19 protein-coding genes are annotated in these 25,634 nt (G+C 69.6%); 17 read left to right on the top strand and 2 right to left on the bottom strand.

Features of this window, described 5'->3' with window-relative positions:
- The first annotated feature begins 497 nt into the window (after positions 1-497).
- The 3 genes from leuS to lptE are packed head-to-tail and all read left to right on the top strand — an operon-like array spanning position 498 to position 4,170.
- Positions 498-2,999 carry a leucine--tRNA ligase gene (gene leuS, locus AC6JA9_RS28100; RefSeq protein WP_223745822.1) on the top strand — a complete coding sequence of 834 codons (2,502 nt, stop codon included), beginning with the start codon at positions 498-500 and terminating at the stop codon, positions 2,997-2,999.
- A gap of 12 nt (positions 3,000-3,011) precedes the next feature.
- A complete protein-coding gene (locus tag AC6JA9_RS28095) occupies positions 3,012-3,614 on the top strand; it encodes a hypothetical protein (RefSeq protein WP_497958115.1) in 603 nt (200 codons plus the stop codon).
- A gap of 31 nt (positions 3,615-3,645) precedes the next feature.
- Positions 3,646-4,170: an LPS assembly lipoprotein LptE gene (lptE, locus tag AC6JA9_RS28090; protein WP_141332109.1), complete on the top strand. Its 525-nt coding sequence runs from the start codon at positions 3,646-3,648 to the stop codon at positions 4,168-4,170.
- A 75-nt stretch (positions 4,171-4,245) separates the two neighbouring features.
- Here lptE and rpsT read toward each other — a convergent pair whose 3' ends face one another.
- Together rpsT and mazG are read right to left on the bottom strand one after the other, a co-directional pair.
- Positions 4,246-4,518: a 30S ribosomal protein S20 gene (gene rpsT / locus AC6JA9_RS28085; protein ID WP_141332110.1), complete on the bottom strand. Its 273-nt coding sequence runs from the start codon at positions 4,516-4,518 to the stop codon at positions 4,246-4,248.
- A 136-nt stretch (positions 4,519-4,654) separates the two neighbouring features.
- Positions 4,655-5,827 carry a nucleoside triphosphate pyrophosphohydrolase gene (gene mazG / locus AC6JA9_RS28080; protein ID WP_497958114.1) on the bottom strand — a complete coding sequence of 391 codons (1,173 nt, stop codon included), beginning with the start codon at positions 5,825-5,827 and terminating at the stop codon, positions 4,655-4,657.
- Positions 5,828-5,979: 152 nt separating this feature from the next.
- On the opposite strand from mazG, the gene AC6JA9_RS28075 reads away from it, so the two are divergent.
- The 14 genes from AC6JA9_RS28075 (at position 5,980) to AC6JA9_RS28010 (ending at position 25,628) form a co-directional block, all read left to right on the top strand.
- Positions 5,980-8,163, top strand: a complete 2,184-nt coding sequence (locus AC6JA9_RS28075; RefSeq protein ID WP_497958113.1) for a tetratricopeptide repeat protein — start codon at positions 5,980-5,982, stop codon at positions 8,161-8,163.
- A gap of 2 nt (positions 8,164-8,165) precedes the next feature.
- A complete protein-coding gene (locus tag AC6JA9_RS28070) occupies positions 8,166-9,287 on the top strand; it encodes a DUF4388 domain-containing protein (RefSeq protein WP_248544382.1) in 1,122 nt (373 codons plus the stop codon).
- An 83-nt stretch (positions 9,288-9,370) separates the two neighbouring features.
- Positions 9,371-10,465 carry a PhoH family protein gene (locus tag AC6JA9_RS28065; protein WP_141330603.1) on the top strand — a complete coding sequence of 365 codons (1,095 nt, stop codon included), beginning with the start codon at positions 9,371-9,373 and terminating at the stop codon, positions 10,463-10,465.
- Positions 10,466-10,599: 134 nt separating this feature from the next.
- Entirely contained in the window at positions 10,600-13,101 is a 2,502-nt protein-coding gene (locus AC6JA9_RS28060; protein WP_223745827.1) for an HD family phosphohydrolase, read from the top strand.
- 22 nt (positions 13,102-13,123) lie between these two features.
- Positions 13,124-13,981: an rRNA maturation RNase YbeY gene (gene ybeY / locus AC6JA9_RS28055; RefSeq protein WP_141330607.1), complete on the top strand. Its 858-nt coding sequence runs from the start codon at positions 13,124-13,126 to the stop codon at positions 13,979-13,981.
- A gap of 98 nt (positions 13,982-14,079) precedes the next feature.
- Positions 14,080-15,408 (top strand): Lnb N-terminal periplasmic domain-containing protein, encoded by a 1,329-nt coding sequence (locus AC6JA9_RS28050; protein WP_497958112.1) that lies wholly within the window; start codon positions 14,080-14,082, stop codon positions 15,406-15,408.
- A 78-nt stretch (positions 15,409-15,486) separates the two neighbouring features.
- Positions 15,487-16,609, top strand: a protein-coding gene (gene prfB / locus AC6JA9_RS28045; protein WP_223745829.1) for a peptide chain release factor 2 whose coding sequence is annotated in 2 segments (ribosomal slippage) — positions 15,487-15,555 and positions 15,557-16,609 — 1,122 coding nt in all. Because the reading frame shifts where the segments join, the coding sequence is not laid out codon by codon here.
- A 123-nt stretch (positions 16,610-16,732) separates the two neighbouring features.
- The gene (locus AC6JA9_RS28040) at positions 16,733-17,359 is read left to right on the top strand and encodes an RNA polymerase sigma factor (protein WP_223745830.1); all 627 of its coding nucleotides are present in this window, start codon (positions 16,733-16,735) and stop codon (positions 17,357-17,359) included.
- On the top strand, positions 17,356-17,739 hold the full coding sequence (locus tag AC6JA9_RS28035) for an anti-sigma factor family protein (RefSeq protein ID WP_141330615.1): 384 nt from the start codon (positions 17,356-17,358) through the stop codon (positions 17,737-17,739). Before AC6JA9_RS28040 ends, AC6JA9_RS28035 begins: the two co-directional genes overlap by 4 nt.
- A 73-nt stretch (positions 17,740-17,812) precedes the next feature.
- Positions 17,813-19,342, top strand: a complete 1,530-nt coding sequence (gene lysS, locus AC6JA9_RS28030; protein ID WP_223745831.1) for a lysine--tRNA ligase — start codon at positions 17,813-17,815, stop codon at positions 19,340-19,342.
- A gap of 12 nt (positions 19,343-19,354) precedes the next feature.
- Positions 19,355-21,754, top strand: coding sequence for an FtsX-like permease family protein (locus tag AC6JA9_RS28025; RefSeq protein WP_223745832.1), 2,400 nt, complete (start codon positions 19,355-19,357; stop codon positions 21,752-21,754).
- 2 nt (positions 21,755-21,756) lie between these two features.
- Positions 21,757-22,431, top strand: coding sequence for an ABC transporter ATP-binding protein (locus tag AC6JA9_RS28020; RefSeq protein ID WP_046714818.1), 675 nt, complete (start codon positions 21,757-21,759; stop codon positions 22,429-22,431).
- 295 nt (positions 22,432-22,726) lie between these two features.
- Positions 22,727-24,967, top strand: coding sequence for an outer membrane protein assembly factor BamA (gene bamA, locus AC6JA9_RS28015; protein ID WP_223745833.1), 2,241 nt, complete (start codon positions 22,727-22,729; stop codon positions 24,965-24,967).
- Positions 24,968-25,070: 103 nt separating this feature from the next.
- The gene (locus tag AC6JA9_RS28010) at positions 25,071-25,628 is read left to right on the top strand and encodes an OmpH/Skp family outer membrane protein (RefSeq protein ID WP_223745834.1); all 558 of its coding nucleotides are present in this window, start codon (positions 25,071-25,073) and stop codon (positions 25,626-25,628) included.
- Positions 25,629-25,634: the final 6 nt, after the last annotated feature.

The following is a 25,634-nucleotide window of genomic DNA, read 5'->3' as shown; positions in this document are numbered from 1 at the left end:
AAGCGTCATTCGGATCTTTCCTCGCAACGGTGGGAACGGCCCCCCCTGCAGGTGCCGTGGGCGCGAATCGTCGGTGGGTGAACTGAACCAAGTCAATGGTAAGACTTGTTTTTCAAGAATGTTGGCCAAATCCATCCAAACGGAAATATTCCGATCTCGTATCGAGAGCTGACTGACGCGAAGCGCGATGGACCGACGCCACGAGGGAAGCGGTGTCCCTACCCGAGGGGGGACGTCGTGGATCTCCGCAAGGTCGACGTGGTGGGGAGGGTGGAGGCGTCACCGCAGCAGCCCCCGCAGGGCGGCGCTGTAGCGGGCTGTGTTGGCGCGGTGCATCCGTGCCTGCGGCCGCCCGGTTCCATGCGCGCGGCGGGCACAGAACGGCCGGGCCGGGGGTTCTCTCGGGTCAGCCGGAGAAAGCGGGCTCCGTCGGCCAGGAGTGGCCGGCGAGATTGGTTGCCCCCAGGGCCGGCCCTCCCATAAGAGGCGCAGCGGATATGGCGATGAACGAGCGTTACGAGCCGCAGGCGATTGAAGGTAAGTGGCAGGCCCGTTGGGACGAGGCCGGCATCTTCCGGGCGGGCAAGCGTCCGGGCGCACCGAAGAAGTACGTGCTCGAGATGCTGCCGTACCCCAGTGGCAAGATGCACATGGGACACGTGCGCAACTACCTCATCGGGGATGTGTACGCGCGCTACTTCCTGATGCGCGGCTACGACGTGCTGCACCCCATGGGCTGGGACGCGTTCGGCCTGCCGGCGGAGAACGCGGCCATCAAGGACGGCGTGCACCCGGCCATCCGCACCCAGGAGAACATCGTCTCCTTCAAGGCGGAGATGAAGAGCCTGGGCTACAGCTACGACTGGTCCCGCGAGGTGAACACCAGCCAGCCGGAGTACTACCGCTGGAACCAGTGGTTCTTCATCAAGATGCTGGAGAAGGGGCTCGTCTATCGCCGCTTCAGCAAGGTGAACTGGTGTACCGGCTGCCACACCGTCATCGCCAACGAGCAGGTGAAGGACGGCGTGTGCGAGCGCTGCTCCTCGCCCGTGGTGGACCGCGAGATGCCCGAGTGGGCCTTCCGCATCACCGCCTTCTCCCAGGATTTGTTGGACGCGCTGGACACGCTCAAGGAGTGGCCGGACCGCATCACGTCCATGCAGCGCAACTGGATTGGGCGCTCGGATGGCGCGGAGGCGGACTTCCGCGTCCAGGGGCATGACGCCTCCATCCGCGTGTTCACCACGCGCGTGGACACCCTCTACGGCTGCACCTACGTGGTGCTGGCGCCGGACCACAAGCTGGTGGCCCAGGTGACGACGCCCGAGCGCCGCGCGGACGTGGACGCCTTCGTGAAGAAGATGGCGGCCCAGTCCAAGACGGAGCGCACGGGCGAGGACACGGAGAAGGAGGGCGTCTTCACGGGCGCCCACGCCCTCAACCCGTTCACCGGCCAGCCGGTGCCCGTGTGGATCGCCAACTTCGTGTTGAGCGACTACGGCACCGGCGCGGTGATGAGCGTGCCCGCGCACGACGAGCGCGACTTCGCCTTCGCGCGCAAGTACAGCCTGCCCGTGAAGGTCGTCATCCAGCCGGCCTCGGGCGACCCGCTGCCCGCGGGCGACGCGCTGGAGGCGGCGTACACCGAGTACGGCGTGCTGGTGGACTCCGGTGAGTACAGCGGGAAGACGTCCGAGGCGGCGCGTCAGGAGATGGCGCGCAAGCTGGAGTCGGAGGGCCGAGGCCGCGCGACGGTGACGTACCGCCAGAAGGACTGGGGCTTCAGCCGCCAGCGCTACTGGGGCACGCCCATCCCCATCGTCTACTGCGAGAAGTGCGACCCGCAGCGCCACGGCATCCCCGTGCCCGAGTCGCAGCTGCCCGTGAAGCTGCCCGAAATCGACGTGCAGGAGGTGCTCACCGGCAAGGGCGAGCCCCCGCTGGCCAAGGTCGCCTCGTGGGTGAACACCACGTGCCCCAGGTGCGGTGGCCCCGCGCGCCGGGAGGCGGAGACGATGGACACCTTCGTCGACTCCTGCTGGTACTTCGCGCGTTACCTGTCGCCGCACTACGACGCCGCGCCGTTCGACCCGAAGGAGGCCCAGCGCTTCCTGCCCGTGGACATCTACGTGGGCGGGCCCGAGCACGCGGTGATGCACCTGTTGTACTTCCGGTTCTGGACCCGGGTGATGAAGCTCTTGGGCTTGAGCCCGGTGGACGAGCCCGTCACGCGGCTGATCACCCAGGGCATCGTCAACGGTCCGGACAAGCGCAAGATGTCCAAGCGCTGGGGCAACGTCGTCGCGCCGGCCTCCATCATCGAGAAGTACGGCGCGGATACGGCGCGCGCGTACGTGGCGTTCGCCGGCCCGCCGGAGCGTGACTTCGACTGGTCCGACGCCCAGGTGGAGGGCGTGTTCCGCTTCCTGAAGCGCGTCTGGGTGCTGGCCTCCACGCACCAGGCCGCCGTGGCGGGCGCCACGCACGCGGGCCCCTTCGAGGGCAAGGCGCTGGAGATCCGCCGCGCGGCGCACAAGGGGCTGAAGCGGGTGGGGGAGGCCATCGAGCGGCTGTCCTTCAACACCGCCATCGCGGGCATCATGGAGTGCCTCAACGCGCTCTCCGACGCGGGCACGCCGGAGACGCCCGCGGAGAAGGCGGCCATGGCGGAGGCGGTGCGCCTGTTGTCGATGATGCTCACGCCCTTCGCGCCGCACATCGCGGATGAAATCGCGGAGGCCTACGGCAGTGCGCAGCTCACCGTCTCGCAGACGTGGCCCGAGTTCGACCCGGCCCTGGTGGTGGATGACGTCATCCCCTACGCGGTGCAGGTGAACGGCAAGCTGCGCGCGGAGATCCAGGTGCCCGCGGACGCGAGCGAGGCGGACGTGCGCGCGGCGGCGGAGGCGGACGAGCGGGTGAAGTCCGCCATCACCGGCAAGACGCTGCGCAAGTTCGTCTTCGTGCCCAAGCGGCTGGTGAACTTCGTCGTCGGCTGAGCGGGGAGTCGGGTGCCCACCGAGGTCCTCGTCATGTGCACCGCGTGCGGTCGGCCCCAGGCGGCCGGCGGCGCGCGGTGCATCGCGTGTGGCGCGCCCCTGCCGGAGGCGCCGCTGCCGGCCCCACCGCCGGCGGACGTGCCGCCTCCCGCTCCTCCCGGGCCGTTCCTGACGGCGGACCTGGGGGGAGGCCGCCAGCTCGTCGGCGAGGCGGGGCGGCTCTCCTATCGCATGGCGGAGGGCGTCTCTCCCCGGGTGGTGGAGCTGGTCCACCTGCGCGCGCTGACGCTCGAGTCACGGCCCTTCCTGGAAGCGCTGATGCTCTGCGGCTTCGGTGCGCTGGGGGCCGTGACGTCGGTGCTGGTGCTCAAGGTCGTGGCCTTCGGATTGACGGCGCTGGGGGTGCTGCTGGCGGCCGTGTGCCGCGTGCACACGCTGGTGCTGGAGACGTCCACCGGCGGCACGACGCGCTGGTCCCTGGGGCTCGCGCGGCGGGGCTCGGAGCGGGACGCGCGGCTGCTCCAGGCCTGGCGCACGCTGGCGAGCGCGGTGAAGGCGCGGGGCGTGGTGGTGACGGACGCGGACGGGCGCCCGGTGGACGGGCCTCACGCTTGACGTAAGGGCCGGGGCGGGTAGGGTGCCGCCCATGTCGCTCCGCTCGAAGTCCGCCTCACGGCGTCTCCACGTGGCCGTGCTGCTGTCGGGCTTGGGGGTGGGCTCCCTGCTGCTGTCCGGGTGTGGCTACCGCTTCACGCCGCGCGGCGAGGGGCTGCCCGAGGGCGTGAAGTCCGTGTGCGCGCCCATCTTCACCAACGACACGCCGGAGCCCGCGCTGGAGACGCTCTTCACGCGCCACTTCCGCCAGGAGCTGACGCGCGTGGGGCGGCTGGGCAGCGGGGCGTCGTGCGACGCGAAGGTGGAGGGGGCGGTGCTGTCGCTGTGGAGCTCGCCCACCATCGTGGGCCGCTTCTTCCGCGTCGCCGCGACGGTGCGCCTGCGGCTGGTGCGGGAAGGGCAGCCACCCCAGGAGACAGTCATCTCGGGGACCGAGGACTACCTGCCGGGGAGCGGAGACATCCTCGAGGCCGAGTCCAACCGTCAGGCGGCCCTGGACCGGTTGGCGCAGGTGCTCATGCGGGATGGGTTCGATCGGCTCGCCAGCACCTGGTGAGGAGGCGCGGAGCCTCCTCCCGGGGAGCCTGTTTCGAGGACTGGGTGGGGACCTGTCGAGAGGCCCCCGGGTGCATCAGGCCTGACGCGCGCTCTTGGCGGCGGCCTTGGCCAGGCGGGAGATGCGGCGCGAGGCGGTGCGCTTGTGGATGACGCCCTTCGTCGCGGCCTTGCTCAGCGCCTTGGAAGCCGCCTTGAGCGCGTCCGTCTTCTTGGCGCCGTCCTTGGAGCCGATGGCCTCCCGGGCGGACTTCACGGCGCTCTTCACGTCCGTGCGGACGGTGACGTTCCGGGCGCGGCGCTTCTGGGACTGACGGTAACGCTTCTCTGCGGACTTGGTGTTGGCCAAGAGAAATCTCCAGCGAAAGGCAGGCTAAAAAGAGGGGCCGTCCTTACTGCGACGCCTCGCAGGCGTCAAGACGGGCGTGTGCGTACGGACGGGTTTTCCGGGCTCCGGACGCGATCAGAAGGCTCTGGCGGGGGAATCACCCAGCCTGGGTGGTGTATTCCCACACCAGCCCGGCGGGGTCCCGGAAGGTCAGCCGCCCGGCGCCCGCTTCGAGCACGGCGCTCGGGGAGGTCCGCTCCACCTGCCGGCGGATCAGCGCCACCGCGTGCTCGGACGGTGCCTCCAGGGTGAGGGTGGCCCCTGTCGCCGCCGTCTTCGCGCGCTGGAAGACCAGCCGGATGGATCCGCTCTCGTAGCGGGCCTCGCCCGCCGGGACAGGGGCCGGGATGATCCACCCGAGCAGGGCCGCCAGCGGCGTCCAGAAGGCGGCCTGGGCCTCCAGATCCACCACGCCCAGGCGCAGGGTGGACAGGGGCGCGCGGGGCAGGGTGGGGGGCGGGAGGGATTTCTCCTGGGACTTGGCCGCCTGCCAGTGGCGCTCCATGTGCTCCAGGGTGGCTCCGCCGAAGGGGACCCCCTCGGCCCGGAGCGCGGCCTCGATGTGCTGGAAGCGCCGGGTGAAGCGGAGGCTCGCCAGGCGCAGCGCGTCCTCGGCGGGGGTCTTCACGAAGCGCGCGAGGTTGGCCAGGGAGAAGAGGACGTCGCCCAGCTCATGCTCGATGGCGGCCCTGTCCCCGGAGGCGATGGCCTCGTCCAGCTCGACCAGCTCCTCGGCCAGCTTGCCGCGCACGCCGGCCAGGTCCGGCCAGTCGAAGCCGATGCGGCTGGCCTTCTCGGTGAGCCGCTCGGCGCGCAGCAGGGCGGGCGCGGCGGAGGGGACGCCGTCCAGGACGGAGCCCTCGCTGCCCGTCTTCTTCTTGCGCTCCTCGGCCTTGAGCTTCGCCCAGTTGGCCAGCACCTGCTCGGAGCCGTCCACGCGCTGCTCGCCGAAGACGTGGGGGTGGCGGCGGGTGAGCTTGTCGCTGATGGCCCGGCTGACGTCGGCCATGGTGAACTCACCCCGCTCGGCGGCGAGCTGGGCGTGGAAGACAATCTGGAAGAGCAGGTCTCCCAGCTCTTCACACAGCGGGTGCCAGGGGCCGCCCTCGGTGACGCGGTCCATCTCGTCCAGGACCTCGAAGGCCTCCTCGAGGAGGTAGGGCCGCAGCGTGCCCAGCGTCTGCTCCCTGTCCCAGGGACAGCCGTCCGGGGCCCGCAGCCGCCGCATGATGTCCACCAGACGTTCCAGCTCGGTCCCGGGGGTCCCCATGTCGTTCACGCCTCCCTCGCGCGGGCCGTCCCGCGACATGCCGACCCTGTAACACGTGGTCCTGGCCGGCCGTCCCGGAAAGCCGGTCCTGACCGGACAGGTGGCGTTGTCTTTCGTGGTTCGGCCCGGCTCGCCTATCATCCGAGCCCTGGATGATCCGCTTCCTGCTTCCCTCCCTCCTCCTCTCGGGCCTGCTGCTCCTGTCCCCTGCGTCGGCCCTCGCGCAGCTCGAGGCGCCCACGCGCCTCCAGGAGGTGGATCCGGGCCCGCTCGAGCCCGACCTCCAGGATGAGTCCTACGACGCGGCCGGGCCCGAGGACGACACCCCCGTCGAGGACGGCGAGCTCGACGTCGACGAAGAGCAGGATCCGGCCTCCCGGCGCACCGGACGGGGAGAGAAGGCCAGACCGCCTCCCGCGCGCGCCGCCACGCCCACCCCGCCCGTCGTCGAGCCCGCGCCGACCCCCGTCATCGTGCCCCGGCCCGTGCTGAGCCCCGTCCTGACGCCTCGCGTGTCGGACGAGGAGGTGCTCGCGGTGTGGGACCGCTGGCGGCATGCGCGCTCGACGAACGACGTCGGCACGGCCGAGAAGGCGCAGCAGGAACTCCTGACGCTCAAGCAGGAGCTGCTCGCCGCGGACCTGGAGCCCATCAGCGTCGGCTTCCTCCGCGAGTCCGATGTCCGGCGTCGGGCCGGGGACATGGGCGGCGCGGTGCGGCTGGCCCGGCTCGCGGTGGAGCTGTCGCCCCGGCTCCCGCTGGCGCACTTCGAGCTCGCGGAGCTCTACGCCCAGGAGGACTTCACCGCCGTGGGACGGGTGCTGGGCGAGCTTCGCGCCGCCTTCCTGTCCCTCGCGTTGGACCCCCGCTACCGGGGGCCGGCGCTGGCGGACCTGGGCTCGCTGTTGCTCCTGGCCTGGTCGGCCATGGCCGTGCTCTTCGTCGCGCTGCTGTTCCTCAGGCGCGTGCGCTACGCGCTGCACGACTTCCACCACCTGCTGCCGCGAGCCGTCGCGCGCTGGCAGTCGGCGCTGCTCGGGGTGCTGCTGCTCGGGCTGCCGCTGACGCTGCCGTGGGGGCTGGTGCCCCGGCTGCTGGTGCTGCTCGCCGTGGTGGCGGCGTACCTGACGAACCGGGAGCGCGTCGTCTCCGCCGTGCTGGTGGCGGGGCTCGGCCTGACGCCGCTCGCCGCGGGGCAGCTCACCCGGGTGACGGCGTTCGCGGGCACGCCCGCCGAGGACGTGTTTCTGTTGGAGCGCGGTGGCCTGTCCGCCGAGGGCGCGGTGGCCCGCGTCAAGGCGCGGCACGAGTCGCGCGCGGCCACCTTCGCGGAGCTCAACGCGCTGGGGCACTACGAGTCGCGCCGTGGCCTGCTGGAGGACGCCCGCACGCACTTCAAGGCAGCCTCGGCCGTGCGCAGCGGGGACGCGCGCCTGTTGACCCGCTTCGGCAACACGCTGGTGGGGCTGGGGGACGTGGACGGCGCCGCGCAGCTCTACGTGCAGGCCTCGCAGGCCGACCCGAGGATGGCCGCGCCGCACTACAACCTGGCGCAGCTCCACCGCCGGCGGGCCAAGACGCTGCCGGACTCGGAGGTGGGCAAGGAACTGGACCGCGCGGCCACGGCGACCGCGTCCGCGCAGGCGCTCGATGGCGAGCTGCTCCGCCGCGAGCCCCCTCCGGATGACCGCTTGCTGCTCAACCTGTTGACGCTCGCGCCCACGGTGCCCGCATCGGAGTGGCTGTCGCTCGCGGACGGCTCGGAGGCGGGGCGGCGGGTGGAGGCGCAGCTGTCCGGCTGGGTGTTGCCGGGCGTGGCGCCGGGGCCGGTGTCCTGGCTGCTTCCCGCCGGCGTGGCGGGGCTGCTGGTGCTCTGGGGCGTTGCGGCGCGACGGCTGAAGGCCGCGAAGGTGTGCGAGCGCTGCGGCCGTCCTGTGTGCACGCGGTGCGACCCGGAGCTGGGCGTGGGCAGCACGCAGTGTGGCCAGTGCGTGAACGTCTTCAGTCGCAGGGGCCTGGTTCCCCAGCAGCTGCGTCAGCGCAAGGCGGATGAAGTGCAGCGGCACCAGGCCTGGGTGGGTCGGGTGACGTACGCGGTGGGCACGCTCCTGTCCGGCGCGGGACACGTCTTCTCCGGGAGCACGGTGCGCGGGGCGCTGTACGCCTTCCTGTTCCTCTTCGCGCTGGCCGCCTCGCTGCTGTACCGGGGCCTGGTGCGCGCGCCGTACGCGGACGCGCCGCTGTACCTCAAGCTGGTGCCGGCGGTGCTGCTGCTGGTGGGCATCCACCTGATGTCGCTGCGGGGCCTGGTCCGGCTGCGCAGGGGAGAGGAGTAGCCATGTCCCTGAAGGGAACGCTCAAGGACTTCGGCATCGGCGACATCCTCCAGCTCATCGGCCAGCAGCAGAAGACGGGCTCGCTGCAACTGGAGAACAAGGACCAGGAGGTCCGCATCGGCTTCCGGGACGGCCACATCATCAAGGTCGAGAGCGTCACCCGCAAGCGCAAGGACCTCATCGGCGCCATGCTGGTGCGTGCCGAGCTCATCACCGAGACGCAGCTGGAGGCGGCGCTGGAGACGCAGCGGCGCACCCTGAAGCGGCTGGGCGACGTGCTCGTCTCCAGCCAGGCGCTCACCACCGAGCGCTTCCAGTCGATGATGCAGCTGCAGGCCACGGAGACGCTCTACCGCCTCTTCACGTGGAAGGCCGGCACCTACGAGTTCATCCAGGAGCCCGTGGAGCCCGACGCCGAGGCCATCCGCCCCCTGCGCGCCGAGACGGTGCTCATGGAGGGCTTCCGGATGGTGGATGAGTGGCCCGTCATCCGGAAGTCCATCCACCGCGACGACCTCTCCTTCGAGCGGCTCAAGGCGCTGCCCCCGCCCCGCGAGGGCGAGGAGGGCGGCGAACTGGGCGTCATCGCGGGCACCGAGCGCCGCGTGTACGACGAAATCGCGCCCGGCCGGGATTTGCGCAAGCTGGTGGATGTCTGCTGCCTGGGCGAGTTCGAGACCTGCAAGGCGCTGCACAACCTGGTGAAGGGCGAGTACGTCCGGGTCATCCACCCCGAGGGCGCAAGGGCTCCGGCCCCAGGTGACGAGCGGCTGCTCTCACGGCTGGTGGGCGCGGTGGGGCGCGTGGTGGCCACCATGCTGGTGCTGGCGGTGCTGGGGGTGGTCGTCTTCCGGGTGGCGCTCTCCGATGCGGAGCGCACGCGCGGGGCCACGGCGTTCGCGGACCCAGCGGCCCAGCGTCATGTTTCCGATGCCCAACGCGTCCGCATCGAGGCCGCGCTCGAAGTGTTCCGTCTGGAACGGGGTGAGTTGCCGGAGCGGTTGGATGCTCTGGTCCAGGCTGGATTGTTGAGCTCGGAGGAACTCAGATACCCCTGGCGGGAGGAGTACTACTACCGGCGGCTGGCCGCTCGGCGGTTCGTCCTCCTGCCACCCTTGCGCTAGCCTCTGCGTGAAGTCGTCTTTCGGAGCCGGGGGGGCGGCGTTACGTTGAAGACAACTGGTACCGACCCGAGGAACGACCCGCATTGCGAAACCCCGCCACGTTGGAAGCGCCCGCAGCCGCCGTCACCGCCTCCTCCGCCAAGGTGGACGTCCGTGACAACGAGACGGCCCTGGCGCTGTGCGGCAACCAGAACGAAAACCTCAAACTGATGGAGCGACGCCTCGGGGTCCGTGTGGGACAACGGGGGACGGAGTTCCACCTGTCCGGCCCCTCCGACGCGGTGGCCTTCACGGTGCGCCTCCTGGAGAACCTGGAGGGGATGATCCGCGCCGGTCGCCCCATCTACCGCGAGGACGTGGAGCAGGGCATCAAGGTGCTCGGCCGCGGCGCGGAGTCCCTGCAGGAGGTCATGCTCGGCCCGGTCCTCAAGAGCTCCGGCAACCGGCAGATCGCGCCCAAGAGCATCGCCCAGAAGCGCTACGTGGACGCCATCCGCGCCCACGACATCGTCTTCGGCATCGGCCCCGCCGGTACGGGCAAGACGTACCTGGCCATGGCCATGGCGGTGGCCTTCCTCCAGGAGCGCAAGGTCAAGCGCATCATCCTCGCGCGCCCCGCGGTGGAGGCGGGTGAGAAGCTCGGCTTCCTTCCCGGAGACCTGCAGGAGAAGGTGAACCCGTACCTGCGGCCGCTCTACGACGCGCTGCACGACATGATGGCCGCCGAGCGCGCGGCGCACCTGGTGGAGGAGGGCGTGGTGGAGGTGGCTCCGCTGGCGTTCATGCGCGGCCGCACCCTCAACGACGCCTTCGTCATCCTCGACGAGGCCCAGAACACCACCGTGGAGCAGATGAAGATGTTCCTGACGCGCCTGGGCTACAACAGCAAGGCCGTCATCACCGGCGACGTGACGCAGGTGGACCTCCCCACCGGGAAGCTGTCCGGCCTGAACCACGCCCGCGCGGTGCTCAAGAACATCGACGGCATCCACTTCGCGGAGTTCTCCGACGTGGACGTCGTGCGCCACCCGCTGGTCCAGGAGGTCATCCGCGCGTACGACAAGGCGGAGCTGGCGCAGCGCGAGGCCCACGCCGCTCGCGAGGCCGCCCAGGCCACGGCCTCCCCCTCGGAGTCCGCTCCCCTGGTCGCCATCCCGCCGGAGGCCGCCGTCGGCTGAGCACCTGTCGAGGCTTACGTATGCCCACCCGCGCCTACCCTGGCGGGCGGGCATTCGTATTTCCGGCCCCGTGAATATTCCGGGACGCTGCGGCCTTGATGGAGCCACGGCCCCTATCTAGGGTGAGGACCTCCATGGACGAACCGGAACCGCAGCACCCCGCGCCCAGTCCGTTGGACGCGCTCGCAGCACGCTTTGGCCTGGGCCGAGGCGTGTGGGGGCGGCGTGCGGTCCAGGTGTTCCTCCTGCTCCTCGTGTCGGTGGGGGCGGGCTTCGTCATCTCCCCCGGGCTGTACAGCCAGCAGATCCCCGCCCTCTCCGAGGAGAACCTCGGCAAGCCCTTCCGGGCCAGCTCCCCCGCCGGCTTCAAGGCCGCGCGCGACTACGAGGTCGTCCACCGCGCCATGACGGCCCAGCGGCGCCAGGAGGCCCGCTCCGCCGTCAAGCCTGTCTACGACTTGAACCCGGCCGTGGTGGGACACCTGCGCACCGTGGTGCGAGCCTCCTTCGCGACCATGCGCCAGCGGCTGGCGGAGCTGGCCGAGGCCCAGTCGGAGCTGGAGCCGGAGGAGGGCGCCGCCCCGAAGAAGTCGCGCAAGGCCCCGGTGCTGACGCCCGAGCAGGTGGAGCGTGAGCGCCGGACGCGCGAGGAGATGCAGGCGGAGCTCCAAGAGTTGCTCTTCGGCCAGCGCGACGCGGGGCTGGAGGCCGAGGACTTCCAGGCGCTCTACGCGAAGGGGTTCTCGGACGAGGTGGAGACGGCCACCTTGCTGCTGCTGGAGCGGGCGTACCGCTCCGAGCAGGGCCCGGTGAACGTGGCGGGCTCCCGGGAGGAGCTGGCCCGCGAGGCCCCCCAGGGCCTCACCGTGCGGGACGTGGTGAACAAGGGCGAGGAGACCCTGCCCAACGGCGCGCCGCAGGTGGCGGACATCCGTGAGGCGCACCAGGAGATGGAGCGCTTCGCCTCCATCCCCGGCAACCTCCTGCCGGACGCGCCCGGTGTGCAGCGCCGCGCGGTGCTGCGGCTGGCCAAGCGGCTGGTGCGCGCCAACCTGACCATCAACATCGCGGAGACGGACGCGCGCCGGCACCAGGCCGCGCAGGCGGTGAAGGACGCCGTCATCTCCATCAAGAAGGGCCAGCGCGTCATCGGCGACGGTGAGCTGGTGAACGAGGGGCACCTCGTGGTGCTGCGCGGCATGCGCGCGGAGACGGACCGGCTGGACCTGGTGCAGGTGCAGCTGGGCGGCACGGGGCTGGTGGCCCTGCTGGTGGTGGCCTCGTACTTCTTCTGCATGACGGCGTTCCGCCGCTTCCGGCCCACGCGCAAGGACGGCGTCCTGCTGGGGATGCTGCTGGTGGGCACGCTGGCGCTCTTGCAGCTCTGGGTGTCCATCGCGGACGCCATCCAGGACCGGTACACGGCGCTGCCCATCGAGGCGCTCTACTACGTGTTCCCGGTGGCCGCGGGCGCCATGCTGGTGCGCTTCATCCTCACGCAGGAGCTGGCGCTCTTCTTCGCGATGGTGTTCGCGTGTCTGGCGGGCGTGATGCTGGGCAACTCGCTGGCGTTCGGCATCTACACGCTGGTGGGCTCGCTGGTGGCGGCCGACCGCATCGTCCGGGCGAAGGACCGCGTGGGCATCTTCCGCGCGGGGCTCGTCACCGGCGCGGCCAACACGGTGGCGGTGCTGTTCCTGTTCCTCGTCGAGGGCAAGGGCCTGACGGCCGACACGGCCATCACCGCGCTGAGCGCGTTCGTCGGCTCGTCGCTGGCGGTGCCGGTGATGGTGATGGCGCTCACGCCGCTCATCGAGATGACGTTCGGCTACGCGTCCGACATCAAGCTGCTGGAGCTGGCGAACCTCAACCACCCGGCGCTCAAGGAGCTCATCGTCCAGGCGCCCGGCACCTACCACCACTCCATCATCATCGGCACGCTGGTGGAGAACGCGGCGGAGACCATCGGCGCCAATCCGCTGCTGGCGCGCTCGTGCGCGTACTACCACGACATCGGCAAGGGTCGGAATCCGCTCTACTTCGGTGAGAACCAGAAGGGCGAGAACCGCCACGACTCGCTGGCCCCCGCGATGAGCGCCGTCATCATCAAGCGCCACGTGACGGAGGGCCTGGAGATGGCGCGCCAGTACCGGCTGCCCAAGCTGGTGGCGGACGCGATTCCGCAGCACCACGGCACGCGCACGGTGGGCTATTTCTACCACAAGGCCTTGAAGGAGCAGGAGGGCAAGGAAGGCGCGCCCCCCATCGACGAGAGCATCTACCGCTACCCGGGACCGAAGCCCCAGTTCCGCGAGGCGGCGCTGGTGATGATCGCCGACGCGGTGGAGGCCTCGACGCGCTCCATGGCGGAGCCCACCACGCCCAAGCTCCAGGCCCAGCTGCAGAAGATCATCAACCTCATCTTCTCCGAGGGGCAGCTCGACGAGTGCGACCTGACGCTGAAGGACCTGAACCTCATCTCCCAGTCCTTCCTGCACACGCTCGAGGGCATCTACCACACGCGTCCGGTGTATCCGGCCGGCGCGGTGGGCGGCGGCAAGGCGCCGCCGCTGGTGGTGGCGGGGGGCAAGGCCGTGGAGACCAAGGACAAGGCACGCTCGGCGGGGGCTTCGTGACAGGGGTGCGAGGAGTGACGGCGTGAGACTGCGCAAGGGCAAGGTCATCCCGAGGGACGACGGCAAGCGCATCGAGGAGTTCGTGGGCGCGGCGACCACCGGCACGGACTCGGCTTCCGTGGCGCGCATGCTGGCGCCGCCGGGCTGGGCGGAGCCGGCGCAGCGGCCGGAGTTCGACGAGGTCGTGCTGGTCCTCAAGGGCGAGCTGACGCTCGTCATCGAGGGCCGCCGCGAGCGCATCGCCGCGGGCGAGGTCGGCCTGGTGCCTCGCGGCAAGCGCGTGGTGTACCGCAACGACGGCAAGGGCGCGTGTGACTACTGGTCCGTCTGCGCCCCGGCCTTCCGCCCCGAGCGCGCGCACATGGAGGCCCCCGCGCCCCCGAAGACGGAGAACGTCGTCACGCTGCAGGTGGCGCACCCCCAGGGCAAGGAGTTCGGCCGGCTGCTCACGACGTGGGCGCGCGACTACCTGACGCGCCTGTCGCTGGCGCACTGCGAGCTGTCGCTGTCGCTCGTCGACGACCGGGCCATCCGCCGGCTCAACCGCACCTGGCGCGACAAGGACAAGGCCACCGACGTGCTGAGCTTCCCCGCGGGCGATTTGCCCAAGGGGACTCCGGGCCCCCGGCCCCTGGGCGACGTGGTCATCTCCCTGGACACCGCGAAGCGGCAGGCCAAGGAGTACGGCCGACCGCTGGAGTCGGAGATGGCGCGCTACCTGGCGCACGGGCTGCTCCACCTGTTGGGGCACGACCACGAGCGCCCGCGCGACGCCAAGCGGATGGCGGCCCTGGAGGAGGAGCTGTTGGGCGAGCGCGGCATGGTGGCGGACTCGCTCCAGGTGGACGCGAAGGCCCGCCGGGCGCGCAGCCTGATGTAGGCCTCGCACGGCTCCCTGTCGGACAATCCGGCATCCTGTCGATTGAGTCGGCCATCGCGCATGATAGGTAGGCCGCCTCCCGCGTGTTGGACACAGCCATGCTCCGCCTGTCGCTCATCGCCCTCGGTCTGCTCGGCTTGTTGCTCGCGTCTCCCGCGCATGCGCAGTCGGGGCTTGTGCCCCCCTGGGGCACGGGCGAGAGCCAGGGCGAGGACCTGGTCATCTCGCTGGCCACGTTCAGCCCCGGCGACGACGTGCCCGCCTGGTGGGGCCACGGCTCGCTGGTGGTCGAGGACCGCAAGCTCGGCGTCTCGCGTCTCTACAACTACGGGATGTTCTCCTTCGACGACGCCATGCTGGCCCGCTTCGCCATGGGCCGCCTGGAGTTCTGGGTGGGGCAGGCCCGCACGGAGGCCACCTACCGCTACTACCGCGCCGAGGACCGCGACGTCCGCATCCAGGAGCTGAACCTCACCCCGGAGCAGCGCGAGCAGGTCGCCAGGCGCCTGGCCGACAACGTCCTGCCGGAGAACCGCGAGTACCTGTATCACCACTACAACGACAACTGCGTCACGCGTCTGCGGGACATGATCGACGTGGCCACGGGGGGCCAGCTGCGCGAGGCGGACCGGGCGCCGGGGCGGATGACGCTGCGCGAGCACACGCGGCGCTACACCGCAGTGAACCCGCCGATGAGCGTGCTGCTCGACTTCATGATGAACGATGAAATCGACCACCCGATCACCCGCTGGGAGGAGGCCTTCCTCCCGGACGAGTTGGAGCAGCAGGTCGCCACGCTCCAGGTGAAGGGCGCGGACGGCCAGCTGCGACCGCTGGTGGCCCGGCAGTGGAACTATTACGAGGCGTCCAACCGCCCGCGTCCTCCCGTCGAGCCTCCGCCCTGGGGACCCTGGATCCTGGCGCTCGGGCTGGGGCTCGGGGGCGCGGCGCTGGGACTCGCCGCCTGGGAGCGCAAGAAGGGCGGCCGGCTGCCCCGGGTGCTGCTCGGGTTGGAGACAGCGCTGCTCGGGCTGGTGCTGGGCATCCCCGGCACGGCGCTCTTCGTCATGTGGCTGGTCACGGACCACACGGTGACGTACCGCAACGAGAACCTCTTTTTGGCCAACCCGCTGACGCTGCTCGCCATCCCCTTCGGCGTGTCCCTCATGCGGGGCAAGAACCCGAAGGCGCGCACGAGGCTGTTCAAGCTCTGGGCGGTGCTGGCGGGCAGCGGCGTGCTGGGCGTGGTGCTCAAGTTGTTGCCGCCGTTCGACCAGGACAACTGGCGGCTCATCGCGCTCATCCTGCCCATCTCCCTGGGGATGGCGGGGGCCTTCGGCCTGGAGCGCCTGCTGGCGCGGCTGCCGGGCGGGGCGCGGACGTCAGCGCGGCGGGACGGGCCCGTCGCTCGGCTCGAGGCGCCCTGAGCCCTTCACCTTCAACCCTTTCACCCGGGCGGTCGGCGAGCGTCGCCGCACGCGTCCGAAGACGAGGAACGACACACCATGGCGAACGATTCGATGGAGAAGATCAACGGCCTCAGGGAGCGCGTGTTGGCGCTCCGGGGGCATCTTTGACCTCGACCGCAAGCGCTCCCGCATCGCGCTGATTGAGCGGGACAGCACGCAGCCGAACTTCTGGGACGACAACACCAAGGCGCAGGCGATGTTGAAGGAGAAGTCCACGCTGGAGCTGAGTGTGGGCGCCTACGACAAGGTGATGCGCGGGCTGGATGACGCGCAGACGCTCCTGGAGCTGGCCGCGGAGGCCGGTGACGAGGACACGGCCCGCGAGGCGGAAGGCTCGCTCGAGGGGCTGGACGGCGAGGTCGCCAAGCTGGAGCTGGCGCGCATGCTCTCCGGCGAGCAGGACCGCAGCAGCTGCTTCATGGACATCAACGCCGGCGCCGGTGGCACGGACTCCATGGACTGGGCGGCCATGCTGCTGCGCATGTACACGCGCTACTGCGAGTCCAAGGGCTGGAAGGTTGAAATCAACGACGAGGTGCCGGGCGAGGAGGCGGGCTTCAAGAACGTCTCGCTGCGCATCGAGGGCGACTTCGCCTACGGCTACCTCAAGGCCGAGGTGGGCGTGCACCGGCTGGTGCGCATCTCCCCCTTCGACGCCAACGCGCGCCGCCAGACGGCCTTCGCGTCCGTGGACGTCTACCCGGAGGTCGATGACACCATTCAAATCGACATCCCGGAGAAGGACATCGACCTGAAGTTCATCCGGGGCGGAGGCGCCGGTGGACAGAAGGTGAACAAGACGTCCTCCACCGCGCAGCTGCGCCACCTGCCCACGGGCATCATCATCACCTGCCAGACGGAGCGCTCGCAGTCGGCCAACAAGGACATGGCCTTCAAGATTCTTCGCGGCCGCCTGTACGAGCTGGAGATGAAGAAGCGCGAGGCCCTGCGCGACGCCGCCGAGGCCGCGAAGAAGGACATCTCCTTCGGCTCGCAGATCCGCTCCTACGTGCTCGCGCCGTACCGCATGGTGAAGGACCTGCGCACCGGCGTGGAGACGGGCAACGTGGACTCGGTGCTGGACGGTGAGCTGGAGGAGTTCATCACCGCGCAGTTGTTGGGCGTGAAGAACCCCAACCGCAACGCGGCGTTGGATTAGTCACAGGTCCGGTGGAACCTTTTCCGCGCCCCGCTGTCGGAAGGCGGCGGGGCAGGGGAAAGGGGTAGGCTTCTGGGGCAGTGGCTCCTCCTGGGATGGAGGGGCCGTCGCGGGAGGACACCGGTGTCACCGGGCGGCGTGCTCGAAATCGGACAGGACGGGCCGGCCGCCGAGGCGTCCGACTCCCGGCGTGAGGACGCGGCCCTGCTGGCGCGCCTGCGTCAGGGGGACTCGGATGCGTTCGAGCAGCTGGTGCGCACCCACCAGGACCGCGTCTACGACTTCTGCGTCCGCATGCTGGGGGACCGCGAGGAGGCGCATGACCTGGTGCAGGAGATCTTCGTCAGCGTGCACCAGAACGTCCGCCGCTTCCGCGAGGACGCGCGGCTGTCCACCTGGCTGTTCCGCATCACCAAGAACCACTGCATCAACCGGCTGAAGTACCTGAAGCGCCGGGGCCGGGGCCGCTCGGAGGAGTACGACGAGACGAGCGAGGCGTGGGTGGATGGCCCGGGCGCCCCGCCCGCGCCCGACGCCGCCCTGGAGTCCGCGCGCGAGCGGGCCCGGGTGCAGTGGGCCATCTCCCAGCTGGACCCCGACGCGCGCGTGCTGGTGGCGCTGCGCGACATCGAGGGGCTGAGCTACGACGAAATCGTGGACATCACGGAGTTGCCCGAGGGCACCGTGAAGAGCCGGCTGCACCGCGCGCGCGAGAAGCTGGCCAATCTCCTGGGGCGGCTTGAGCCATGAGCCAATTCCATCGCAGACTCCCGGACGTGGACCCGCGGATGAACCACCGCGAGGCGAGGGCCCTGTTCCTCGCGCTCGCCGACGACGAGCTGCCCGCCCCCCAGGCGCAGGCGGTGCGCACGCACCTGGACGGCTGCGACGAGTGCCGCCACGGGTGGGAGGGCTATTCGCGCACGGTGCAGCGCGTGCGGGGTGTGCAGAAGGAGAAGGCCCCCCCGGCCCTGGCGTCGCTGGTGATGACGCGCGTGCGCCGCCAGCGCCGCTTCGGCCTCAAGGGCCTGCACATGGCGCATATGAACCACCGCTTCCCGGTGGAGATCCTCATCCCCCTGCTCCTGGCCGCCGCCGTGGCCGCCTTCCTGGTGATGGCCGCCCCCTGAAGCTTCCCGATGTGTTGCGTTGCGTCCCGGGGGAGCCTTGGCTACGGTGCCGCGCCTCTTGGAAGGGCGCGCGATGGCTGAAGACCAGAACAACGACCTGGGTTCGAAGGAGCAGGAAATCTACGAGCAGCGGCTGGAGAAGGCCGCGAAGTGGCGCGAGGCCGGCTTCAACCCGTACGGCAACGGCCACGCTCCCCAGCACCTCGCCGCCGACATCCTAGCCAAACATGCGGACTCCACCCCGGAGTCGCTCGAGCAGACCCCCGTCACCTACGACGTCGCGGGCCGGCTGGTCGCCATGCGCTCGTTCGGCAAGGCCGCCTTCATCAAGCTGCGGGACCGCTCGGGCGAAATCCAGGTCCACATGAAGAAGGACGCGCTGGCGGACGCGTACGAGGTCTTCAAGCTGTGTGATCTGGGCGACTTCCTGGCCGTCACCGGCACGCTGTTCCGCTCGAAGACGGGCGAGCTGACCCTGGCCGCGACGAAGTTCTCCCCGCTGACCAAGTCGCTGCGCCCGCTGCCGGAGAAGTGGCACGGCCTGACGGACGTGGAGAGTCGCTACCGCCAGCGCTACCTGGACCTGGTGTCCAACCCGGACGTGAAGCAGACGTTCCTGCGCAGGAACAAGCTGGTCCGCTTCATCCGCTCCTTCCTCGACGGGCGTGACTTCATCGAGGTGGAGACGCCCATGATGCACCCGCTGGTGACGGGCGCCGCCGCGCGGCCGTTCTCCACGCACCACAACGCGCTCGACATCGACCTGTACATGCGCATCGCTCCGGAGCTGTACCTGAAGCGACTGGTGGTGGGCGGCCTGGAGCGCGTCTACGAGGTGAACCGGAACTTCCGCAACGAGGGCATCAGCACCCGGCACAACCCCGAGTTCACCATGCTCGAGTTCTATCAGGCGTACGCCACGTACGAGGACCTGATGGACCTGAGCGAGGAGATGATTTCGGAGGCGGCCAAGGCCGTCACCGGCGACTCCAAGGTGAAGTACGGCGAGCACGTGATTGACTTCGGCAAGGGCTGGAAGCGCATCTCCATGACGGAGGCCATCCGCGAGGCGCTGGGCAGCGCGCTGTCCGACAAGGACATGTCGGACGAGGGCAAGCTGCGCCACGAACTGCTCAAGACGACGCGCGGCGAGGCCGAGCGCCGCGCCGTGGACACGATGACGCACGGGGAGCTGGTGGGCGCGCTCTTCGAGGCCCACGTCGAGCACACCCTGATCCATCCCACCTTCATCACCCATTTCCCCACCGCCGTCTCGCCGCTGGCCCGGCGCAACGACCAGAATCCGGAAATCGCGGACCGGTTCGAGCTGTTCGTGGCGGGTCGGGAAATCGCCAACGCGTTCTCCGAGCTCAACGACCCGCTGGACCAGAAGGGCCGCTTCCAGGCCCAGCTCGACGCCAAGCAGCGCGGACAGCAGGAGACGATGGACTACGACGAGGACTACATCCGCGCCCTGGAGCACGGCATGCCCCCCACGGCGGGTGAGGGCATCGGGATTGATCGCCTCGCGATGCTGTTCACGGATTCGCAGAGCATCCGCGACGTCATCCTTTTTCCGCTCCTCAAGCCACTGGCGAAGTAGCCAGGAGGCCAAGTGCACTCGGCAGAACGGCAGACCGTCCATCGCTGGAGTCTCATCTGGGCCGGAGGACTCGTGGCCCTGGTGGGCCTCATCCTCGTCGGCCTCTCCATCTCCGCCTCCGAGGCGTGGGCGGAGGTGGCCTCGGCCCTGGGCCTGTCGCTCTTCGGTTGGGGTGGGGTGGCCCAACTCGTCGACGGCGTGATGCTGCTGCCGGCGCAGGCCGCCGCGAAGCAGTCGCTCCCCCTGGGCAGCCCCGGCTTCCTCTGGTCGGGGGCGCTCGCCTGGCTGGTGGGCTGGGGGCTCATCGCCTCCGGCATCCGCCGCGCGCCCGAGCCCACGGAAGGCCCGAGCCCCGCGGCCGGCGCCCCGCTGTATCCTCGCCTGGCGCGCTACCGGGACTTCTACTGGAGCACCCTGGCGGCGTACGGCGGCGGCATCCTGCTGGCGGAGCTGGTGCTGGTGCTGCTCCAGACGGTGCTCTCCAGCGGCGTGCCCTCCACGGACCTGTCCTCCGCGCGTGACGCGGGCGGCGGTGGCTTGTCGCTCCCGCCCACGGGGGCGTTCGCCATCGCCCTGGTCGTCGCGGGCCTGGTCGCCTTCATCTCCGGCTTCGTGGGCGCTTCGCGCGCGCAGCGGCTCGCGCTGCCCGAGGCCACCATCGGCGTGCTCTACCTGGGCCTGCCGGTCCCCATCCTGCTCACGCTGATGGAGCGGATTCCGTCGCTCCAGCTCGCGCTCGGCTACCGGCTGCGCGAGGTGACGTATGTCGCGGGATTGCTGGGCCGCCCGGAGCTGGCGTACTGGCTGACCTTCACCGGGCTGGTGCTGGCGCTGGTGCTCGGCATCAACACGGGCTTCATCGCCGCCGGCAGCGGGCGCGTGGACCTGAAGCTCGGCTTCGAGCTGTTCGTCGCGCGCCGCCACGTGGCGGTGTTCCGCCCGTCGCTCCTGTTGGGGACGCTGGCGGTGCTGATGTTCGGCATCATCCCGCCGCTGCTCGTCTACTTCATCATCCGCGCCGCCGAGGCCGCGGTGGAGAAGACGCGCATCCGCTCGCTGGGCCTGTCGGACCCGCTGGCCGCTTCCGAGGCGCTGCACAAGCTGAAGCTGCGCGAGCAGTCGCCGACCATGATGATGACCGCGCTGTCGGTGGGCGGCGTGGGCGTGGGGGTCATGGCGCTCATCATCGTGCTGTCGGTGATGAGCGGCTTCGAGGCGGACCTGCAGCAGAAGATCCTCGGCACCAACGCGCACGCGGTGGTGTCGCGCTACGCGGGGGACCTGCCCGAGTACCCCAAGGTCATGGAGACCATCCGCAAGGTCCCGGGCATCGCGGGGCAGACGCCGTTCATCATCAACCAGGTGATGATCGCGTCCGAGGGCAACGTCGACGGCGTCATCATCAAGGGCATCGACCCGAAGACGGTGGGCGACGTGACGGACCTGCCCCGGAACATCCTGGGCGGCGGCTCGCTCGACATCCTCTACACGCCGGAGAAGATCCTCTCGCGTGGCGGGGACGACGAGGAGTCCGAGACCCCGGCGGGGGAGGGTGACGAGGCGCCCGCGGAGGACGACATCATCCGCCGCACCGGCCCCGCCAAGAAGGCGGCGGCGGTGCTGCCCGGCATCGTGATTGGCCGGGAGCTGGCCGCGTCCCTGCGCGTGGTGGTGGGGGACCGCGTCAACGTCGTGTCCCCGCTGGGCACCGAGCTGTCCCCGTCCGGCCCCGTCCCCAAGAACCGCGCCTACCGGGTGGCGGCCATCTTCTACTCGGGGATGTACGAGTACGACTCCAAGTTCGTCTACATCCTGCTCAAGGAAGCGCAGGACTTCTTCGGCGTCCAGGGCGCGTCCGGCATCGAATTGAAGGTGCTCGACATCGACGACGCGCGCCGCATCGCCGGGCAGGTGGTGAAGGCGCTGGGCGGCTACCCCTACCGGGCCCGCGACTGGGGCGAGATGAACAAGAACCTCTTCTCCGCGCTGCGCCTGGAGAAGCTGGTGATGGGCATCATCCTCTCCATCATCATCATCGTCGCCGCGGGCCTCATCGTCGCCACCGTCATCATGCTCGTGCTGGAGAAGCGCAAGGAGATCTCCGTGCTCAAGGCGCTGGGCGTCCCCGATGGCGGCATCGTGAAGATCTTCCTCGCCGAGGGGCTCCAGATTGGCGTCGCCGGCGGCCTGTTGGGCCTGTTCTCCGGCCTGTCGTGGTGCCTCTTCATCGAGAAGGTCGGCATCAAGCTGGACCCCGAGGTCTATTACATCCCCGCGCTGCCGGTGCGCGTGGAGCCCCTGCAGACCGCGCTGGCCGTCGTCATCGCGGTGCTCGTCACGTACCTGGCCTCCATCTACCCGGCCCTCAAGGCCAGCAGCGTGGAGCCGGTGGAAGGGTTGAAGGCGGAGTAGCCATGACGCTGTTGTCCATCCGCAACGTCTTCAAGAGCTACTTCCTGCACGGCAAGCGCATCGACGTGCTGCGCGCGGTGTCGCTCGACATCGGCAAGGGAGAGCTCGTCTCGCTGGTGGGCGCCTCCGGCGCGGGGAAGAGCACCTTCCTGCACGTGCTGGGCACCCTGGACGCGCCGGCCGCCGGGGAGGTCTTCTTCGAGGGCCGCTCCGTGTTCGCCATGAACGACGCGGAGATCGCCGAGTTCCGCAACCAGACGATGGGCTTCGTCTTCCAGAGCCACTACCTGCTGCCGGAGTTCACCGCCCTGGAGAACGTGGCCATGCCCGCGCTCATCCAGCGCAAGGACCGCGCCGGCGCCTATACCTACGCCCGGGAGCTCCTGGAGCGGGTGGGACTGGGACAGCGGGTGGACCACAGGCCGGGGGAACTGTCCGGTGGTGAAGCCCAGCGGGTGGCCCTGGCGCGCGCCCTGGTGCTCAAGCCCGCCGTCCTGCTCGCCGACGAGCCGACCGGCAACCTGGACCCGGCCACGGGCGAGGGCATCCATCAGCTCCTGAGGGACGTCAACCGGGACCTGGGCATCACCGCCGTGGTCGTCACCCACAATGAAACCCTGGCCCGTTCCATGCCCCGCCGCCTGCGGTTGGCAGGGGGGCAGGTGTCGGAGGCTTGATGGCTCCGCGCTTTTGGATTGAGGGTCTTCGGCCCCTTCTCGTAGATTGCCCCGCCTTTTCCTGGCCGGTCTCCCCTTGAGGCACCCCGTTCTGTCGCGCAAGTCACTGCTCCCGCTGCTAGCGGTCGTCCTGTGGTCGCTCGTGCCCGGCTCCGTCCAGGCGCAGGTGAACGGGGGTGCGCCTTCCGAGGCCCCGGTTCCGAGCTCCCCCGCGCCCGCAACCCCGACTCCCGCGCGTCCCCCGGACGCCCCCGTCGACGAAGAGGCTCCCCCCGAGGACGGCGACCCCGACCGGGTGGTGGAGATTCGCGTCGAGGGCAACAAGCGCGTGGAGGCCGAGGCCATCCGCCGCGCCCTGCGCACCCGGGTGGGCCAGACGCTGGACGCGTCCAAGTCCGCCGAGGACCTCCGCGCCGTCTGGGCCCTGGGCTACTTCACCAACGTGGAGCTGCTCGTGCAGCGGCTGCCCCGGGGCGTGGCCTACGTCGTCCGCGTGGAGGAGCGGCCCATCGTCCGGGCCGTGAACCTCAAGGGCAACGAGGAGCTCAGCCGCGACGACCTCAAGGACGAGCTCGACGCCAAGCCCAACACCATCCTGGACATGGAAGCCGTGCGCAGCACGGTGAAGAAGATCCAGGCCAAGTACGTGGAGAAGGGCTACTTCCTCGCCGAGGTGACCCACCAGATCAAGCCCTCCGAGACGGGGGGCAGCGTGGACGTCATCATCATCATCAACGAGCACGCCAAGGTGATGGTGAAGCAGATCACCTTCATCGGCGCGGAGAAGGTCCCCGCCCAGGAGCTCAAGGAGACGATGATCACCCGCGAGGGTGGCTACTTCTCCTTCTTCACCGGCGAGGGCACCTACCGCGAGGAGGCCTTCCAGCGCGACCTGGCCGTCATCCAGATCGCCTACTTCGACCGGGGCTTCATCAACGTCAAGATCGACAAGCCCACCGTCCAGCTCTCCGCCGACAAGCGCTACATCTACATCACCCTGCGCATCGAGGAGGGTGAGGCCTACGACATCGGGAAGATCGACTTCTCCGGCGACCTGCTCGACGACGTGTCGAAGGAGCGCATGGCGCAGCTGATGAAGTCGACGCCGGGCCAGCGCTTCAACCGCTCGCAGCTGTCGCAGGACATCGTCGGCCTGTCGGACGTGTATTACGACCGGGGCTACGCGTACGCGAACATCAACCCCGTCACCAGCGTCAACGCCAACAACCGCACGGTGGACCTGACCTTCGACGTGCAGAAGGGCCCCCAGGTCACCATCGAGCGCATCAACGTCGTCGGCAACAGCAAGACGCGCGACAAGGTCATCCGCCGCGAGCTGCGCGTCTACGAGGGTGAGCTCTACAGCGGCACCGGCGTGCGCCGCAGCAAGGACCGCGTCACCGCGCTGGGCTTCTTCGAGACGGTGGAGATCACCCAGAGCGCCGGCAGCACCGACGACACCATCGTCCTCCAGGTGGAGGTGAAGGAGAAGGCCACCGGCACCTTCCAGGTGGGCCTGGGCTTCTCCAACGTGGAGAACTTCATCTTCACGGCGCAGATCGCCCAGAACAACTTCCTGGGCTGGGGCCAGAGCGTCTCCGCGTCCGCGCAGATCTCCGGCCTGCGCTCGCTGGTGCAGCTGTCGTTCTACGACCCGTACTTCCTGGACACGAACTACCTCCTGTCCGCGGAGTTCTTCCGCGTCCAGGCCGACTACGACGGCTTCATCCGCAACTCCACCGGCGGCACCGTCTCCATCGGCTACCAGTTCATCGACGACCTGCTGGGCACCATCGGCTACACCCGGGAATGGGTGAACGTGGAGGCGGGCTCCAACCTGGGCGCGGTGCTGCTGGCCAACCAGTTCCTGTCCGGCACCACCAGCGCGGCGCGCCTGTCGCTCTCGTTCGACCGCCGCGACAACCGCCTGTTCCCCTCGCGCGGCTTCATCCACTTCGGCTCGGTGGAGCTGGCCCCGGACTTCCTGGGCGGCACGTTCCTCTTCAACCGGTACACCGCGTACTCGCGCCTGTACTTCCCCATGCCGCTGGGCTTCGTCTTCAAGACGAACGCCACCATCGGCTACATCCAGCAGCTCGACTCGAACAAGCCGCTGCCCATCTCCGAGCTGTACTACGTGGGTGGCATCAACAGCGTCCGCGGCTACTACCTGCGCAGCATCAGCCCCTCGGTGAAGGTGCCCCGCTCCGGCAGTCCGGACGCCACCGTCACGGACTTCCTCGTCGGCGGCAACAAGCAGCTCGTCTTCAACTTCGAGCTGGAGTTCCCCATCTTCGAGAAGGCCGGCCTGAGGGGTGTGCTCTTCTACGACGCCGGCAACGCCTTCGCGTCGAGCGAGCGCTTCTTCCAGGACCGACAGAACGACCTGCCGCTCGGCCTCTTCCACTCGGCGGGCTTCGGGTTCCGGTGGTTCAGCCCCATCGGCCCGCTGCGCTTCGAGTGGGGCATCCCGCTCACCAGGCGGCCGGAGGACGACCGGATTCTGTTCGAGTTCACTATCGGCAACTTCTTCTGATAAGCCGTCGCCTGTCGTCCCGGCCCCGCCCTGGCGGGAAGGGTTGAACAAGCCCGGGCGTCTGACGTCGGACCCTGTACCCTTCCCTGAGGAGCTGTTGAACATGTCGCTTCGCACCACTGTCGCGGCCTTGGCCGCCGTCCTGTCGCTTGCCCTGCCGGTGGCCGCCTCGGCCGCCGAACTGAAGGTCGCCTACGTGGACCTCCAGCGCGTCCTGCTCGAGGTGGATGACGGCAAGGCCGCCAAGGCCCGTCTCCAGAAGTGGTTGGATGACAAGCAGAAGGAGATCGACAAGGAGCAGACCGCCCTGCGTGCCGAGAAGGAGACGCTCGACAAGCAGGCGAGCGCGATGACGGCCGAGGTGCGCGCCCAGAAGGAGGGCGAGCTGCAGAAGAAGGTGATGGTGCTCGCCCAGAAGTGGGAGAAGAGCCGGGGCGAGGCGGCCAACAAGGAGCGCCAGGAGATGGAGCCCATCATCAACAAGATCGACCAGGTGGTGGCCTCCATCGCGCAGCGCGATGACCTGGGCATGGTCCTGGACAAGCGGGACTCGGGCATCGTCTTCGCGAAGGCCCAGTACGACATCTCCAACGAGGTCATCCGGGCCTACAACGGCTCCGGCAAGAAGACGACGGCGGCCAAGGACGCCCCGACGAAGTAGCCCCGC

It is taken from the genome of Myxococcus sp. MH1 (assembly GCF_059738865.1).
This window is presented reverse-complemented; position numbering and strand designations above follow the sequence as displayed.